This window comes from Pseudarthrobacter sp. NPDC080039 (assembly GCF_040702335.1).
GTDB classification, from domain to species: Bacteria; Actinomycetota; Actinomycetes; order Actinomycetales; family Micrococcaceae; genus Arthrobacter; species Arthrobacter enclensis_A.
This window is the reverse complement of the sequence record NZ_JBFBKY010000029.1, coordinates 24,976-40,271: the sequence shown is the minus strand read 5'-3', so window position 1 is coordinate 40,271 and position 15,296 is coordinate 24,976. Positions and strand designations below refer to the sequence as shown.

Here is a 15,296-nt window from a genome sequence, read left to right as displayed (position 1 = left end):
AAAAGGACGCGACATCCCCGCCGAACTCGCCCACATCGCCGACGGCATCCAGGACTCCGGCACCACCCGCCAGGAAGCCGCCACCCTCCTGGCAGGATAAGCGCCGAAGGAACGTACGACGGCGGAAGGAAGCCAAGCGGCCCGCGGAACTATCAGCCGGGCCGCCGTCGGGCATTTTGGGTCAGCTGTTGCCGCGCACCACCGGGATGCTTGCCGTCGGCAGGCCGCTGGGGAACACGGTGGGCTCCGGCTGCGGGACCGGCGCCAAGGGCACCTCGACGGGATCCCCGCCCACCACCAGCCGCTGCCCTCGGACGTCCACTTCCAGAGGGGCGCCCTCCTGCACGGTGAGCGTGATGGAGCCGGGGGCAAGGCGGACCAGCAGCAGGCGCCCGCGGATCTTCAGATGGAAGGCCAAGCCATGCCATTCGGCAGGCAGGCGCGGGTCGAAGAACGGCACCTCCCCCTGGTCGCGGAGGCCGGCGAACCCGCATACCAGCGAGCTCCACACTCCCCCGGTGGAGGCAATGTGTACGCCATCGATGGTGTTGCCGTGGGTGTCATCGAGGTCAATGAATGCCGCGTTGGTGAAGTGGTCCAGCGCCTCTTGGGAGTAACCCACCTCGGCCGCCATGATTCCCTGCACGCAGGCGGACAGGGTTGAGTCTCCGGTGGTCAGCGGATCGTAGAAGTCGAAGGCACGGTGTTTCTCTTCTGCGGTGAAGTCCTGCCACTGCAGGAACATGGCCAGGACCGTGTCCGCCTGCTTGAGTACCTGGTGGCGGTAGATCACAAGCGGGTGGAAATGCAGGAGCAACGGGTACTTGGACCGGGGAGTGGTCCAGTCCCAGGGCTCCAGGGTCATGAAGTCGTTGTCCTGCGAGTGCACCTGCATGCGGTCATCGAACGGCAGCTGCATCCGTTTGGCGGCAGCTTCCCAGAGTTGGCGCTCCTCCGGCGTGATTTCGGCGTGCTCCAGGGCGGCCGCGGCACGCAGATTGAAACGGGCCATCACGTTGGTGTACAGGTTGTCGTTGACCACGGCGGTGTATTCATCGGGACCGGTGACGCCGTGGATGTGGAAGAGTCCGTCTTTGCCGAAAAAGCCGAGGGAAATCCACATCCGGGCAGTTTCGATCAGCAGTTCGGCGCCCATTCCCTCTCCGAAGGCGGCATCGCCGGTAGCCCAGAGGTACCTGTTGGTGGCGAACGCAATGGCGGCTGCGATGTGGAACTGGGCTGTGCCCGCGGCATAGTATGCACTGGCCTCCAGCCCGTTGATGGTGCGCCACGGGAACAACGCTCCATCCATGCTCAGTTCCTTGGCGCGGATCTTAGCCTCGGGAAGCATCCCGTGACGGAACTCCAGGACCTGCCGGGCGCCGTCGGGATTGGTGTAGGTGAGATACGGCAGCAGATACACCTCCTGGTCCCAGAAGTAGTGCCCTTCATAGCCTGATCCGGTCACGCCCTTGGCGGGGATGCCGGCAACATCGGCCCGGGCCGTGGCTTGGGCCAGCTGGAAGAGGTTCCACCGGATGGCCTGCTGCAACCCGGGCCGGCCGCCCTCGACCACAACGTCGGAGGTGGCCCAGTAACGGCGGAAGTGCGCCTCGCTTTCGGCAAAGACGTCATTCACCGTGCGCAGGCCCTCTTCCGCCACCGCGGCCGCGTCGATGTCCGGGTCCTGCACGGTGCGGCCGGCGGCGTAGCTGACGCTCTTTTCCAGCCGGAACGGCTCGTCGGCATCCACCGCGAGCACGTACCGGACGCTGCTGTCGTCCTGGTCAACCAGGGTCTCGAACGGCTGGTGCCCGGCGGAGGTCCAGTGGTCCACGGCGATGCCCACTTGTTGCTTGGACTCGGCCGCCTCCCACGACAGGCGCAAGGACCCGTCGCCGCCATCGAGCCGCAGGGGCAGCAGCACACGTCCCGCGTGCCGGCCGGCGCGGCGCGGGTCATGCACGGAGTGGTCCTCCACCGGCTGGTCCTGGCGGTTGATCACCGAGGAGGTGACGTCCAGTGATACCTGCCGGTCCGTAGCCACCTCAAGTGAGATGCCCAGGCTGCCCCGGGATGCAAAGCCCACCGCCCGCCGTTCGGTGGTTGTCACCGTGGCGCCCGAACGGCACTGCCAGGTGATGCGGCATTCGTAGATTCCCGTGCAGAAGTCGACTGTCCGCCGGTAGTCGAGAACCTCCGATTCGGCCAGGCTCAGGCTCTCCCCGTCCACTACCACGACGAAGTTATTGGCGTCCGGGATGTAGAGGATCCGCTGCCCCGTCCGGGCAAACCCAAAGGCGTTTTCGGCGTGCTTGATGTCCCAGATCTCGTGGAGTCCATTGATGAAGCTGCCCGGCAGTTCGGCGTCCGCCGCCGCCCAATGGGCGCCGCGGATACCCAGGTGCCCGTTTCCCAGGGCAAACAGGGTCTCCAGCGCTCCCGCGCCGTCATGTTCGTAGCGGGTTTCAACGAGTTGCCAGGGGGTGTCGGGGAACCGTTCGCGGTCCGCGGTAATCAGTGCCATGGTGGGGGTCCTTTTGGCCTTGCTGTGCTGCCGGGCTTGCCGGCAGCAGGAATTCTGGGGGAATGGGTACTCGGCTGCGTGCTGCACGGGGAAGCCGCAGTGTTGCCCGGGGAAGGCAACGGGGGCTGGACGAAGGGTTTAGGGAATGAGTTCCTGGAGGTCGCTGACAACCAGGGTGGCGCCGGCATCCAGAAGGGTCTGCCGCCCCGCTCCCCGGTCCACGCCGATAACCGCATGGAACGATCCAGCGTGCCCTGCCTGCACGCCGGACACGGCGTCCTCTACGACCACGCACTCGGAGCTGGACAGGTCCAGCAGTTTGGCCGCGTACTCGTAGGTGGCCGGACTCGGCTTGCCGGGCAGGCCATGCTGAGCGGCCACCATCCCGTCCACCACGACGGCGAAGTGGTGGCTGAGCCCGGCGGCTTTCAGGACTGCGGGGGCGTTCCGGGAGGAGGATACGACGGCGACCTTGAGTCCGAGGTCCAGCGCGGCCTGGAGGAAACGTACCGAGCCTTCAAACGGCTCGACTCCGGCGCTCACGATGTCATTGAAGACCGCGTTCTTCCGGTTGCCCAGGCCATGGACGGTGTCGTTGGCGGGGTCGTCATCCAGCGGGCCTTCCGGCAGGGTGATCCCGCGGGAGGCCAGGAAGTCCCGGACGCCATCGAAACGGGGCTTGCCGTCGATATGGTCGAAATAGTCGCTTTCGCGGTACCCGGGGACGCCGGGCCGCGAGGCCAGGTAACCGTCGAAGAGTTCCTGCCAGGCACGCTCATGCACGGTTGCTGTGGGCGTCAGCACCCCGTCCAAGTCAAACAGGATTGCTGCGGCGCTGGTCCAGGCGGCAGTATCAGCTGCAGTTTGGTGTGTCATCGGCAGTGCGGTGTCCTCTCGGTTTGCGGACAGCCGGCCCTGCCGGGCAGCCTGAAGGAGGTGCCCTGCGCGCGTACGCATAGCATCGCCTCCTTGCCCGCCCACTGCAGGACCGATCATGGCCGTAGACGAGTGTAAGCGCTTGCAGTTTTGACTTGCAACTGTTTTTTATCAGTGCTTAGGCATTTCCTGGACCGCCCTGCCGGAGCACGTAATAACGGAGGAAAGCGCCGACGTCCACCATCTCCGTCCTGGACATGGCGTGCCCCATTCCGGGGTACGTCCGGGCGGTCAGCAGCGTGTTGCTTTCCAGCCATTCAGCGGTATAGGCGACCGCATCGTCGTTGATCACCAGGTCCGCCTTGTCCCGGCCCCAGAAGAAGGGCGGCCTGGCCTCGAAAGAGTCGGTCACCGAGAGGAGTTCGTTCTTGAGGACGAAGCCGGACAGCCCCACCACAGCCTTGTAGTCATCCGGGTGCAGTCTAAGCAGCGTGCTGGCCATGGCCATCCCCTGCGAGTAACCCATGAGGCTGACGCTGCTGTGCTGATCCCTCACGGATTTGACCCATGCCTGCACAGCATTGGCGGCTGAGATGACATCCGCAAAGTCGTTGGCCAGGAAGTAGTCGAGCAGGAACCAGCCCCAGTGGTCGCCGATGGGCATTGGTGCGCGCAGTGCCGCATAGGTGAACTCCTCCGGCAGGTGCCCGAACAGGCGCACCATCCGCGACTCATCCGTGCCGTACCCGTGCATCATCACCACTAAGGGGGTGCCGGCACGCTGGCCTTCCGGCTTGGACCACACAACTGTTTCCACTGGTCAAGCCTAGCGACGCAGGTGAGCTTCCCGGCCGGGTCATTGAATCCGGAACCCCCGGGCGGTAGCGTGACGCGTGACAGACAGCAGGCTTAGCTTTTTTGCAGTACGCACCACCCTTCCGTAACGCCATACCAGCGCCGCACATGGAAGCGGCCGTAAGGAGCAGGTCATGAGAATCGGTTCGTCAATCTTCCTTATCGCCCTCGGCGCCATCCTCGCCTGGGCAGTGACTCCCGGACTGATTCCCTTTGTGGACCAGCAATTGGTGGGGTACATCCTGATGGCCGTCGGCGTGGTCGGGCTGATTGCATCACTTATCCTCGCCTCGCCCGGCCGCAGCAGGCGGGTGAGCGAGTCCCGCTCCGTAATCGACCCAAACACCGGTGAACGCATCACCCGGCAGGAAACCCGCGACGGCGGCATCTGACCTCAAGCGGAACGGGACCAATTCCCTGCAAAGGCACCGCCGGGCCGAAGAGCCGGGCTGGACCACAGGCGTCCGGCCCGGCTTTTTTGCGCCCGCTACAGGGGAAGTGACAAGGAATCTTGTTTCATGTTGGTTTCCATTGACAAACCAACAGAAGCAAAGATAAAGTCAAGTAACTCAACACGAGAGTGATGCAGATCACGAGAGCAGCTACGCAACGGAGGGTAAGTGTTCGCCGAAGAGCGCCAGCAAAAGATTGCCGAGCTTGTAGCCGGCAGCGGCCGGGTCAGCGTGACCCTGCTGGCTGAGCGCTTCAGCATCACCACCGAAACCGTGCGCCGGGACCTGGCAGCCCTGGAAAACGCCGGAACCGTACGGCGGGTCCACGGTGGCGCAGTGGCGGCAGACCGCTTCAGCACCACCGAGGAAAGCGTCACCGAACGGGCCATCCAGCGGCCGGACCAGAAAATCCGGATCGCCGAAGCCGCCCTCGCACTGATTCCCCGGAACTCGACCGCCAGTGTCCTGCTGGACGGCGGCACCACCACCGAAGTGCTGGCAGACATGCTGGCCCGGCGCACCGCCGGCGAACCTTCCGACGGAAACGGGCAGCAGCACGAACTGGTAGTCATCACCCACGCAGTACCCATCGCCAGCAAACTCTCCCACGTTCCCGGTATAGCCCTGCAGATCCTGGGCGGCCGGGTACGCGGCATCACCCAGGTGGCCGTAGGCCAGGCAACCGTGGATGCCGCCGCCAGGCTGCGCCCGGACATCGCGTTCATCGGCACCAACGGCATCCACGCCACCTTTGGCATCAGCACTCCCGATCCTGAAGAAGCAGCCGTCAAGGCAGCCTTCGTCCAGTCGGCACGCCGCATTGTGGTGCTGGCCGACTCCTCCAAGCTGGACACGGAAACCCTGGTCCAGTTCGCCTCCCTGAAAGATCTGGATACCTTGATCACAGACAGTGAACCCGGACCTGAACTCGCAGCCGCCCTGGAAGATGCCGGCGTAGACGTGGTGGTCGCATGATCGTCACGTTCACGGCCAACCCCAGCCTGGACCGGACGGTAGCCCTCCCCGGGCCCCTGGAACGCGGCGAAGTGCAGCGCGCTCTCTCCGTCCGCCAGGAGTCCGGCGGCAAGGGAGTCAACGTTTCCCGCGCCCTGGTGGCCTCCGGGCTGGAATCCCTTGCCGTCCTTCCCGGCGCAGACGGTGACCCCGTCCTGGCCGGGCTGCGGGAAAGCGCCGTTCCCTTCGTGTCCCTTCCCATCGACGAGCCGCTGCGCACCAACGTGGCGCTCACCGAGCCCGGTGGCGTGACCACCAAGATCAACGAACCGGGCCCCGTCCTGGCTGCTGACCAGCAGGAAGCGCTCATCAAGCTGCTGCTGGAAAGCTCCCGCGGCGCCAGCTGGGTGGTTTTGGCCGGCTCGCTGCCGCCGGGATTCCCGGACAACTTCTACGCCACGGTGGCCCGGCGGATCCGGGAGGCGGGCAACGGCACAGCGCCGCTGATCGCCGTCGACTCCTCCGGGGCGCCCCTCGCCGCTGCCCTCACCGACAGCGGAACCTCCGGGGACAGCACCGTCTCCGGAGGAACAACCACGGGTTCCGGGAAACCGGACCTCCTCAAACCCAACGCCGAGGAACTGGCGGAGCTGGCCGCAGCCGCCGGTTTCACCCCGGCCTCCGGTGACGAACTGGAAGCGGACCCCGCTGCTGCGGCAGCCGCCGCAGCAGCCGTCGTACGTTCCGGCGTGGGTGCAGTGCTGGCAACTCTCGGTTCCAAGGGAGCTGTCCTGGTAACGGCCGACGGCGCGTGGCTGGCCACGCACCCGCCGGTCGCCGCGGTCAGCACGGTGGGTGCGGGCGACTCCGCACTTGCCGGCTACCTGCTCGCCCACGGCCGGGGCGCCGCCCCCGCCGACTGCCTTCGTCAGGCGGTGGCCCACGGTGCCGCCGCTGCCTCGCTGCCGGGCTCCACAGTTCCGGCAGTAAACCAAACCACCCCGGATGCCGTAACCATCACGGCCCTTCGAAAGGATTGACAGTGACCCAGCTCATCACCACGGAACTGGTCGAGCTCGACCAGAACCTGGGCAACGCGCCCGAGTCGGTGATCCGGCATCTGGCAAGCAAGGTAGCTGCCGCCGGACGCGCCTCTGAAATTGAAGGCCTCTTCGCGGACGCCTTCGCCCGCGAGCAGAAGACGGCCACCGGCATCCCCGGCGGCATTGCCATTCCGCACTGCCGCTCTGCCGCCGTCACCGTACCCACCCTGGCCATGGCCCGCCTGAACCCGAAGGTTGACTTCGGCGCCAAGGACGGCCCGGCTGACCTGGTGTTCTTCATCGCCGCTCCGGACGGGGCGGACCAGGAGCACCTGAAGCTGCTTTCCAAGCTGGCCCGGTCCCTGATCAAGAAGGACTTCACCGCGGCCCTGCGCAACGCCTCCTCCGAGGCTGAAATCGTGGAGCTCGTGGACGGCGCCCTGGCGGACAAGCCGGCGGCGCACGCTGCCGCCGCTCCGGCCGATTCAGTTCCAGTGGCCGCCGGTGTTGGCGCGGCAGGTGGTGCGAGTGCTGTGGGTTCGTCCCCGTCATCCGCTTCCTCCGGTGCGCCCGCAGGCTCCGGCGCCCGCGGCCCAAAGCGCCTGGTGGCCGTAACAGCATGCCCCACCGGCATTGCCCACACCTACATGGCAGCCGATTCACTGGTGGCAGCCGCCAAGGAAGTTGGCGTTGACCTCCAGGTGGAGACCCAAGGTTCCTCCGGCGCCAAGGCCCTGGACCCCGCAGTCATCGCCGCCGCGGACGCCGTCATCTTCGCGGTGGACGTGGATGTGCGCGGCAAGGAGCGCTTCGCCGGCAAGCCGGTGGTCAACGCCCCGGTCAAGCGCGGCATCGACGAGCCGGACAAGATGGTCCAGGAGGCTCTCGCTGCTGCCGACAACCCGCACGCCCGCCGCGTCCCGCACTTCGGCGCTGAGGAACAGGCCGAGCATGAGGCCGAGGAAAAGGGCGAGCACATTGGGCAGAAGCTCAAGAAAGCCCTCCTGACCGGTGTCAGCTACATGATTCCGTTCGTGGCCGGCGGCGGCCTGCTGATCGCCCTCGGCTTCCTCATGGGCGGCTACCTGATCACCAAGTACGCGGACACGATCGTCGTCCAGAACAGCCTGTTCAACCTGCCCACCGAGTTCCCTGACAACGCCTGGGGTCCGCTGGGTGCCTACCTGGGTGCGGTCCTGTTCAAGATCGGTGCACTCTCGCTGGGCTTCCTGGTCCCGGCGCTGGCCGGCTACATCGCGTACGCGATCGCTGACCGTCCGGGCATCGCCCCCGGCTTCGTTGCCGGTGCAGTGGCCGGGTTCATGGGAGCCGGCTTCCTCGGCGGCATCGTCGGTGGCCTCCTCGCCGGTTACATCGCCCATGTGGTGGGCCGCCTGCAGGTAGCCCGCTGGCTGCGTGGCCTGATGCCCGTGGTGATCATCCCGCTGCTGGCATCCCTGGTGGCGTCGGGCCTGATGTTCCTCATCCTGGGCGGCCCGATCGTGGCCATCACCAAGGGCCTGAACGGCTGGCTGTCCGGCCTGACCGGTGCCGGCGCCATCGCGCTCGGCGTCATCCTGGGCCTCATGATGTGCTTCGACCTCGGCGGCCCGGTCAACAAGGTTGCCTACTCCTTCGCCGTCGCCGGCCTCGGCGCGGCAACCATCGACAACCAGGCCCCGTGGCAGATCATGGCCGCGGTCATGGCCTCCGGCATGGTTCCCCCGCTGGCCATGGCCCTCGCCTCCACCGTGCTGAACAAGAAGCTCTTCAGCCTCGCTGAGCAGGAAAACGGCAAGGCAGCGTGGCTGCTGGGTGCGTCCTTCATCTCCGAAGGCGCCATCCCGTTCGCCGCGGCCGATCCCCTGCGCGTCATCCCCGCCAGCATGCTGGGCGGCGCAGTGACCGGAGCCATCTCCATGGCGGCAGGCGTCGGATCCAAGGCACCCCACGGCGGAATCTTCGTCTTCTTCGCCATCGACAACTTCCTGATGTTCGTCGTGTCGATCATCGTCGGCACGGTCGTCACGGCGCTGTCCGTCATCGCGCTGAAGCGCTGGGCAGTCAAGAAGACCGTTGATACGGTTGAACCGGTTCCCGTAACCGTCTGAGCCGGCAGGCCACACACCTCACCGGCCGCTGGACCCCCAGCACGCCGAAAGACAAAGGAGCAAAAATGCCAGAACGCACCGCAACCGTTGCCAGCCGCGTGGGCCTGCACGCCCGCCCGGCCGCCATCTTCGCAGAGGCTGCCGGAGAGTTCGACCTGGACATCACCATCGCCCGTGAAGGCGAGCCGGCCGACGAGGCCATGGATGCCGCCAGCATCCTCTCCCTCATGAGCCTGGGTGCTTCACACGGCGACGTGGTGGTCCTCCGAGCAGAAGGTGCCGGCGCGGACGATGCGCTGGAGCGCCTGGTGCAGATCCTGGAAACAGATCACGACGCCGAGTAGCAGCTTCGCCGCTTAGCGGCACCAACCCGCGCGGCCGCCGTCGAGCTTTCCCTTCATGGGAGAAGCCCCGACGGCGGCCGCTTGGCTTTAAGCGTCTGGCGCCTTCACCGCGCCTCACCCAAGCAGGTCGCATTAGTTGTCGTTTTCACCCTTCAAAACGACAACAGTGCGAGTCAGTTTGGAGGAGCGGGGCGGGGGGTGCGTTCGGCGAGCGCCTTCACATCCGCCAGAAGCATGTCCCACATGCCCTTGGAATGCATCGCGGCTTCTTCGCTGGGATTGTTGTCCTGCGCCAGGGTCAGCCGGGTGGCGCCGTCGCGGTCCTCAAGCGACCAGTCAAGCGTGTGGTAGTTTTCCGGCTTGTCTTCCTGCCCGGACAGCGGGCTGAAGTGGGTGTGGACCAGTTTCCGCCCCGGTTCGACCGCCAGGATCCGGCCCTTGTCCTGGTAGGCCTTCCCCTCCCACTCACCCCGCCAGGTGATGGGGCTCCCCACCTTCCAGTCCGTCTCCAGCGTGGTTCCAAACATGAACTCCTTCACCGCGGCTGGGTCGGTCATCACTTCCCACACGCGCTCCGGTGGGGCCTCGATGGTGGTGACGGAGGTGGCCACGTGGTTTTCCGCCATGGTTCAGGCCTTTTTCGCCGTGAAGAGCAGGTACTCCCATTCCATTTGGAAGGGCGTATCACCGTGCGCGTCGCCAAAGGAATCGGCAAGATCGGTGAGAGCTGTGTCCAGGGCCTTGACCTTGTCCTGGTCCTCGCCGAGGGATTTGTAGACGGAGATGATGGGGCCGTAGTGGGACTTGAAATAGCGGACGAAGTCAGCGGGCTGGTGGAAGCTCCTCACGGTGAGGTTCTGCTTCCGGGTGTGGACGTCGGTGATTCTTTCGCCCATCAGTTCTCGGATGTGGTCCTCGCTCCCCCACAACGCCGCAGGCTGGGTGCCGGGCGGGGGCGGCGGAGCGAACGGCTTCAGGGCGGCAAACATCTGACCGGTGAATCCTTCCGGGGTCCAGCACAGCAGCCCGATGGAACCGCCGGGTTTACAGACCCTGAGCAGTTCGTCCGCAGCTGCCTTATGGTGGGGTGCGAACATCACGCCAATGCAGGACATCACCACGTCGAACTCCGCGTCTTCGAATGGGAGGGCTTCGGCGTCGCCTTCCTGCCACTCCAGGCTGACGCCCCGGTTCGCAGCTTCCTTGCGTCCCGCTTCGAAAAGCTCGGGGGTGAGGTCGGTGGCCACCACTTTGGCACCCATCATCGCCGCCGGAATTGCGGCGTTGCCGGTTCCCGCCGCTACGTCCAGGACCCGTTGGCGGGACTTGATGCCACAGGCCTCCACCAGGACGGCACCCAGTTCCAGGAGCATCTCGTCGGCAAGGGCGGGGTAATCCCCTGACGCCCACATGGCCCGGTGCTTCCTCTTGAGTTCCCGGTCCGCCTCCGCCCCCGCAACGTCTGTCTGATCGCTCATGTCCGCGCCCCTTTTCATGTCCGCCGAGGATGGTGACAGCGCGCTGTTGGCACAGCGGAGGCTGTGATGCGACTCATTGTGGGCGCGTTGCAGGCGCCTGTAAAGGGTGGGGCCGGGCAATGATTGGCGGGTACCCGCCGCCCGTCAGGCCGGTTTGCGCGCCCTGGTGGTCTTGGCGGCCGGCTTGGCTGCGGTCTTGGAGCCGGTGGATTTGGTTTCCGCCGCTTTGCTTCCCGTGGACTTGGAGGCTGTGGACTTTGCGGACGTGGATTTCGTGGCGGTGGATCTCGTGGCCGACTTGGCGGCAGGCCCGGAATCATCCGTGCCGGTCTTCGCGGCAGCCCTGGTCCCCGAAGACTTGGCCGCCGAAGCCTTGGTGCCTGACGACCTGCGGGCCGGTTTGGCTTCCTCCTCCTCGGCGTCCCCCTTCCCGTCGTCCGCTTCGTCGGCAGTTCCGGTGGCCGATGGACCCTCCCCGCCGCGTTTCCTGTCCAGGCTCCGTTTCAAGGCCTCCATGAGGTCGATGACTTCACCCTTGCCGCCCTCGCCGGCTTCCACGCCGAAGGTCTCCCCTGTGTCCAGGGATTCGCCCTGTTCGAGCTTGGCGTCGATGAGCTGGCGGAGCTGCACCTGGTACTCGTCCGTGAAGGAATCGGGCTCGAAGTCCCCGGCCATGGACTCCACCAGCGCCGCCGACATGTCGCGTTCCTGCGCGGAAATCCTGATGTCGGCTTCCAGTGACGGGAACTTCGCCTCCCGCACCTCATCCGGCCACAGAAGGGACTGCAGCACCAAAACGTCGTCTTTGATCCGCAACGCACCCAGCCGGGTCTTTTCCCGCAAAGCGAACTGGACGATGGCCACCCGGTCCGTGTCCTCCAGGGCGCGCCGCAGCAGCACGTAGGCCTTGGGCGACTTGGAATCCGGCTCCAGGTAGTAGCTCTTCTCGAACATCATGGGCTCGAGCTGCTCGGACGGGACGAACTGCACCACTTCGATCTCGTGGCTGTTCTCGGCGGGAATGGACTTGAGCTCATCCTTGGACAGGACCACTGTGCGGCCGTCCTCGTCGAAGGCCTTCTCGATGTCCGAGTAGTCCACCACCTCCCCGCAAACCTCGCACCGGCGCTGGTAACGGATCCTGCCGCCGTCGGCGTTGTGAACCTGGTGCAGACTGATGTCATGATCCTCTGTGGCGCTGTAGACCTTCACGGGCACGTTGACCAGGCCGAACGCGATGGCACCTTTCCAGATGGCTCTCATTCATACAGTCAACATCAGAGCAGGCCGGAGGTGAAGCCCCGTGGCAGGTAGCCGGGAACGTGTCCGGGTTGCGGGACGCGAACTGACGCTCACCAACCTGGACAAAATCATCTATCCGGAGACCGGCACCACCAAGGCCGATGTCCTGGCCTACTACGCTGCGGTGGCCCACGTCCTGATTCCGGCGGCCGCCAACCGTCCGGCCACGCGCAAGCGGTGGGTCAATGGAGTGGGCACGGCGGACCAGCCCGGTGAGGTCTTCTTCCAGAAGGAACTGGAGGACTCGGCTCCCGGCTGGGTGCCGCGGGCCGCCATCACCCACAAGGACCGGACCATCCACTATCCCCTGGTCAACGACGCCGCCACGCTGACGTGGTTTGGCCAGATCAACTCCCTCGAAATCCACGTGCCGCAGTGGCGGGTGGACCCGCACGGAACCCAGCTGAACCCGGACCGGCTGGTGCTGGACCTGGACCCGGGCGACGGTGCGGGCCTGCCCGAGTGCCGCGAGGTGGCGCTCCTGGCGCGGGCCATCCTGCAGGACGTGGGCCTGGACCCTGTCCCGGTGACCAGCGGCAGCAAGGGCATCCACCTCTATGCGGCGCTGGACGGGAGCCAGAGCTCTCAGCAGATCTCCGCCTTTGCGCGGGAGTTGGCCCGGGCGCTTGAAGCAGACCACCCGGACCTCGCCGTCAGCGACATGAAGAAGTCGCTGCGCCGCGGCAAGGTGCTGGTGGACTGGAGCCAGAACAACGCGGCGAAAACCACGGTGGTCCCCTATTCGCTCCGCGGCCGGCCCACGCCCCTGGTGGCCGCGCCCCGGACGTGGCGGGAAATCGAGTCTCCCAAGCTGACCCATCTTGACTATCAGGAGGTGCTGAAAAGGGTGCGGGACGGCAAGGACCCGTTCGCCGCCGTCGTCAAGCCTGCAGCGGGGAGGGCCGGCGCTGACGCTGCCCTGGAGGAAGCGCACGACGGCGACGCGCGCCTGGGCAAATACCGCTCCATGCGCGACCCCAAGGCCACGCCCGAGCCATTTGCGGGCCTTGCAACCGGGGGCAACAGCTTTGTCATCCAGGAGCACCACGCCAGCCGCCTGCACTGGGACCTCCGGCTGGAACACGAGGGCATCCTGGCATCCTGGGCGCTCCCCAAGGGCGTCCCGGAGTCCGGCGGCAAGAACCACCTGGCGGTCCAGACCGAGGACCACCCCATGGACTACCTCACCTTCCACGGAACCATTCCCAAGGGGCAGTACGGGGCCGGTGAGATGACTATTTGGGACACCGGCACCTATGAACTGCACAAGTGGATCAACGGCAGGGAAGTCATCGTCACGCTCGCCGGGTCGCCGGATGGCGGGCTGGGCGGCACCAAAAAGATTGCCCTCATCCACACCGGGCGCGGCCAGGGCAAGGACGCCGAAAGCCAGTGGCTGATCCACCTGATGGACCAGGAGGAGCCAGGCGGACGCCGACGGCAGCCGGCCCGGGCGGGAACAGAGCCTTCGCGGGATGGCGGCGGCGTGGAACCTGCCCCGGCTGCCGGCCCGGCCGAGGCCGCGGAGCCAGCCAGCGCCCCGGACGCTGCCGACGGTGCTGCCGCCGACCCGCTGGAATACCAGCCCATGATGGCCACGGCCGGGACCACGGCGGATCTGCAGGGCAGCTCATGGCAGTACGAGCTCAAGTGGGACGGCGTGCGGGCCATCCTGGTGGCGGACGCGGACCAAGTCAGAATATTTTCGCGCAACGGCAACGACGTCACCCGGACCTACCCCGAGTTCACCGAAAGGGCCTGCTGGCCGCCACAGCCGTTCGTGGCGGACGGAGAGATCATCGCCGTCGGACCGGGCGGCAAGCCCGACTTTGGCCTGCTGCAGGGCAGGATGAAACTGACCCGGGCCGCGGACGTCACCAGGGCCAGGGCTGCGATCCCGGTCCAACTGATGCTGTTCGACCTCCTCTTCGATGACGGAAAGGACCTCCGGCGCCTGCCGCTCAGCAAACGGCGGCAGCGGCTGGAGGACTTCTTCCGCCGCTCCGAGTGCCCCGTGGACCTGTCGCCGGTGCTGGAGGAGCCCCTGGACCTCCTGCTGGAAAGTGCCCAGGAGCTGGGGCTTGAGGGCATCATGGCCAAGCGGACGGACAGCCGCTATGTGAGCGGCCAGCGAACCCGGACCTGGATCAAACTCAAGACGGAGCAGACCCAGGAAGTGGTGGTGGGCGGCTGGCGGCCGGGAAAGGGCGGCCGCCAGGATACCGTCGGCTCGCTGCTGGTGGGGATTCCCGACGGCAACAAGCTGCAGTACGTGGGCCGTGTGGGTTCCGGATTCAGCACCCGCGAACTCACCGAACTGCGGCAGACCGTGGAACGGCTGGGACGGAAGACCTCGCCGTTCCACGAAGTCCCCCGTCCAGATGCCGCGGACGCCCACTGGGTGACGCCGGAGCTTGTGGGCGAGGTGACCTACAGCGAGTGGACCGGGCCCGGCAGGCTGCGGCATCCGCGGTGGCGGGGCTGGCGCGTGGACAAGGACCCGTCGGACGTGGTCCGCGAAAGCTGATGGGCGTTTTGGCTGTGCTGCAGGTTCGACGCGCATGCCAGGAAATGACGCGCACACTACTTGGCGCCCACCGAATTTGGTGGGCGCCAAGTACTGTGCGAATCGATATTGAAGGTGCGGGTCGCCGTCGAGGGGTCCGCTCCCGCCCTGGCTACGAGGAGTGTGGCATCTGCGGCCGGCCCGTGCGGTGAACCGCTGTCACGGCTGCCTCATGACCCATCCGCCCGTGGCCGGCACCGTCGTCTTTCGGATGCCGCCGCTTCCCGTAGCCGTCGGGCCAGCCGCCTTGCTGGGCCAGCGGAACGCCGCCGATCGCCGCGGGTCCCGGTGCTGCGGCCGCATCCATTGCTGCCGCCAGATGGTCCGCCACCTCAGGCTTGAGGTGGAACTGGTTGGACTGTTCACCCATGTGGTTCTTCCCTTCTTTCCTTCGTTCTTCCTTGAAACGAACCGCCAACGAAAAGCGTCCGGGCGCGCAGACTACAGCCCGGAAAGAAGTGTGTTCATCGCTCTACCATAGGCACCTCGGCGCCTGCTGGGAAGCCCCTCCAAGGATGGTGGCCGCGGTCACTTTGGGGCCCGTTTCCCGGAAATCGACGGGTTGAAACCGGGCAACTTGGAAAATTTTTGGTAACAGTGCCGTTGAGCAGCCTGCTTCCCAGTGATAGCGCGGGAAACGGTGGCACAAAAATGCCCCGGAAAAGCCCGGGAAGGGGCCCAAAAGGGCGCACTCTACGCCATCAAACTGCCCGGACGCCAGAGAAATCCCGTAAAATCGAAGGCCTGCCCGGAGCGGGGCAGCTACAAGTCGCAAGCAAATGACCTCC

General features: G+C 66.0%; 13 protein-coding genes. 6 read left to right on the top strand and 7 right to left on the bottom strand.

Annotated elements, in window-relative coordinates; genetic code table 11:
• Window positions 1-181: 181 nt before the first annotated feature.
• From AB0313_RS19660 to AB0313_RS19650, 3 genes are all read right to left on the bottom strand, one after another.
• The gene (locus tag AB0313_RS19660) at window positions 182-2,527 is read right to left on the bottom strand and encodes a glycosyl hydrolase family 65 protein (protein WP_141944181.1); all 2,346 of its coding nucleotides are present in this window, start codon (window positions 2,525-2,527) and stop codon (window positions 182-184) included.
• A gap of 138 nt (window positions 2,528-2,665) precedes the next feature.
• A complete protein-coding gene (locus tag AB0313_RS19655; RefSeq protein WP_307312075.1) occupies window positions 2,666-3,403 on the bottom strand; it encodes an HAD-IA family hydrolase in 738 nt (245 codons plus the stop codon).
• Between the two features lie 178 nt (window positions 3,404-3,581).
• Window positions 3,582-4,220, bottom strand: a complete 639-nt coding sequence (locus tag AB0313_RS19650; RefSeq protein WP_366307733.1) for a phospholipase — start codon at window positions 4,218-4,220, stop codon at window positions 3,582-3,584.
• A gap of 172 nt (window positions 4,221-4,392) precedes the next feature.
• On the opposite strand from AB0313_RS19650, the gene AB0313_RS19645 reads away from it, so the two are divergent.
• The 5 genes from AB0313_RS19645 (at window position 4,393) to AB0313_RS19625 (ending at window position 9,162) form a co-directional block, all read left to right on the top strand.
• The gene (locus AB0313_RS19645) at window positions 4,393-4,650 is read left to right on the top strand and encodes a DUF6458 family protein (RefSeq protein ID WP_366307731.1); all 258 of its coding nucleotides are present in this window, start codon (window positions 4,393-4,395) and stop codon (window positions 4,648-4,650) included.
• A gap of 228 nt (window positions 4,651-4,878) precedes the next feature.
• The gene (locus tag AB0313_RS19640) at window positions 4,879-5,685 is read left to right on the top strand and encodes a DeoR/GlpR family DNA-binding transcription regulator (protein WP_141944188.1); all 807 of its coding nucleotides are present in this window, start codon (window positions 4,879-4,881) and stop codon (window positions 5,683-5,685) included.
• Window positions 5,682-6,704 (top strand): 1-phosphofructokinase family hexose kinase, encoded by a 1,023-nt coding sequence (locus tag AB0313_RS19635; protein WP_307312024.1) that lies wholly within the window; start codon window positions 5,682-5,684, stop codon window positions 6,702-6,704. Before AB0313_RS19640 ends, AB0313_RS19635 begins: the two co-directional genes overlap by 4 nt.
• 2 nt (window positions 6,705-6,706) lie before the next feature.
• On the top strand, window positions 6,707-8,818 hold the full coding sequence (locus AB0313_RS19630) for a fructose-specific PTS transporter subunit EIIC (RefSeq protein WP_141944192.1): 2,112 nt from the start codon (window positions 6,707-6,709) through the stop codon (window positions 8,816-8,818).
• A 65-nt stretch (window positions 8,819-8,883) separates the two neighbouring features.
• A complete protein-coding gene (locus AB0313_RS19625) occupies window positions 8,884-9,162 on the top strand; it encodes an HPr family phosphocarrier protein (protein WP_015935750.1) in 279 nt (92 codons plus the stop codon).
• A 173-nt stretch (window positions 9,163-9,335) separates the two neighbouring features.
• Here AB0313_RS19625 and AB0313_RS19620 read toward each other — a convergent pair whose 3' ends face one another.
• From AB0313_RS19620 to AB0313_RS19610, 3 genes are all read right to left on the bottom strand, one after another.
• On the bottom strand, window positions 9,336-9,788 hold the full coding sequence (locus AB0313_RS19620; RefSeq protein ID WP_141944194.1) for an SRPBCC domain-containing protein: 453 nt from the start codon (window positions 9,786-9,788) through the stop codon (window positions 9,336-9,338).
• A gap of 3 nt (window positions 9,789-9,791) precedes the next feature.
• A complete protein-coding gene (locus AB0313_RS19615) occupies window positions 9,792-10,640 on the bottom strand; it encodes a class I SAM-dependent methyltransferase (RefSeq protein ID WP_366307728.1) in 849 nt (282 codons plus the stop codon).
• 144 nt (window positions 10,641-10,784) lie between these two features.
• Window positions 10,785-11,903, bottom strand: a complete 1,119-nt coding sequence (locus AB0313_RS19610) for a Ku protein (RefSeq protein ID WP_366307726.1) — start codon at window positions 11,901-11,903, stop codon at window positions 10,785-10,787.
• A gap of 40 nt (window positions 11,904-11,943) precedes the next feature.
• On the opposite strand from AB0313_RS19610, the gene AB0313_RS19605 reads away from it, so the two are divergent.
• Window positions 11,944-14,469 (top strand): ATP-dependent DNA ligase, encoded by a 2,526-nt coding sequence (locus AB0313_RS19605; protein ID WP_366307724.1) that lies wholly within the window; start codon window positions 11,944-11,946, stop codon window positions 14,467-14,469.
• A 151-nt stretch (window positions 14,470-14,620) separates the two neighbouring features.
• On the opposite strand, the gene AB0313_RS19600 is transcribed toward AB0313_RS19605, so the two are convergent.
• Complete coding sequence (locus tag AB0313_RS19600; protein WP_141944201.1) at window positions 14,621-14,878, bottom strand: hypothetical protein; 258 nt, start codon at window positions 14,876-14,878, stop codon at window positions 14,621-14,623.
• Window positions 14,879-15,296 lie beyond the last annotated feature (418 nt).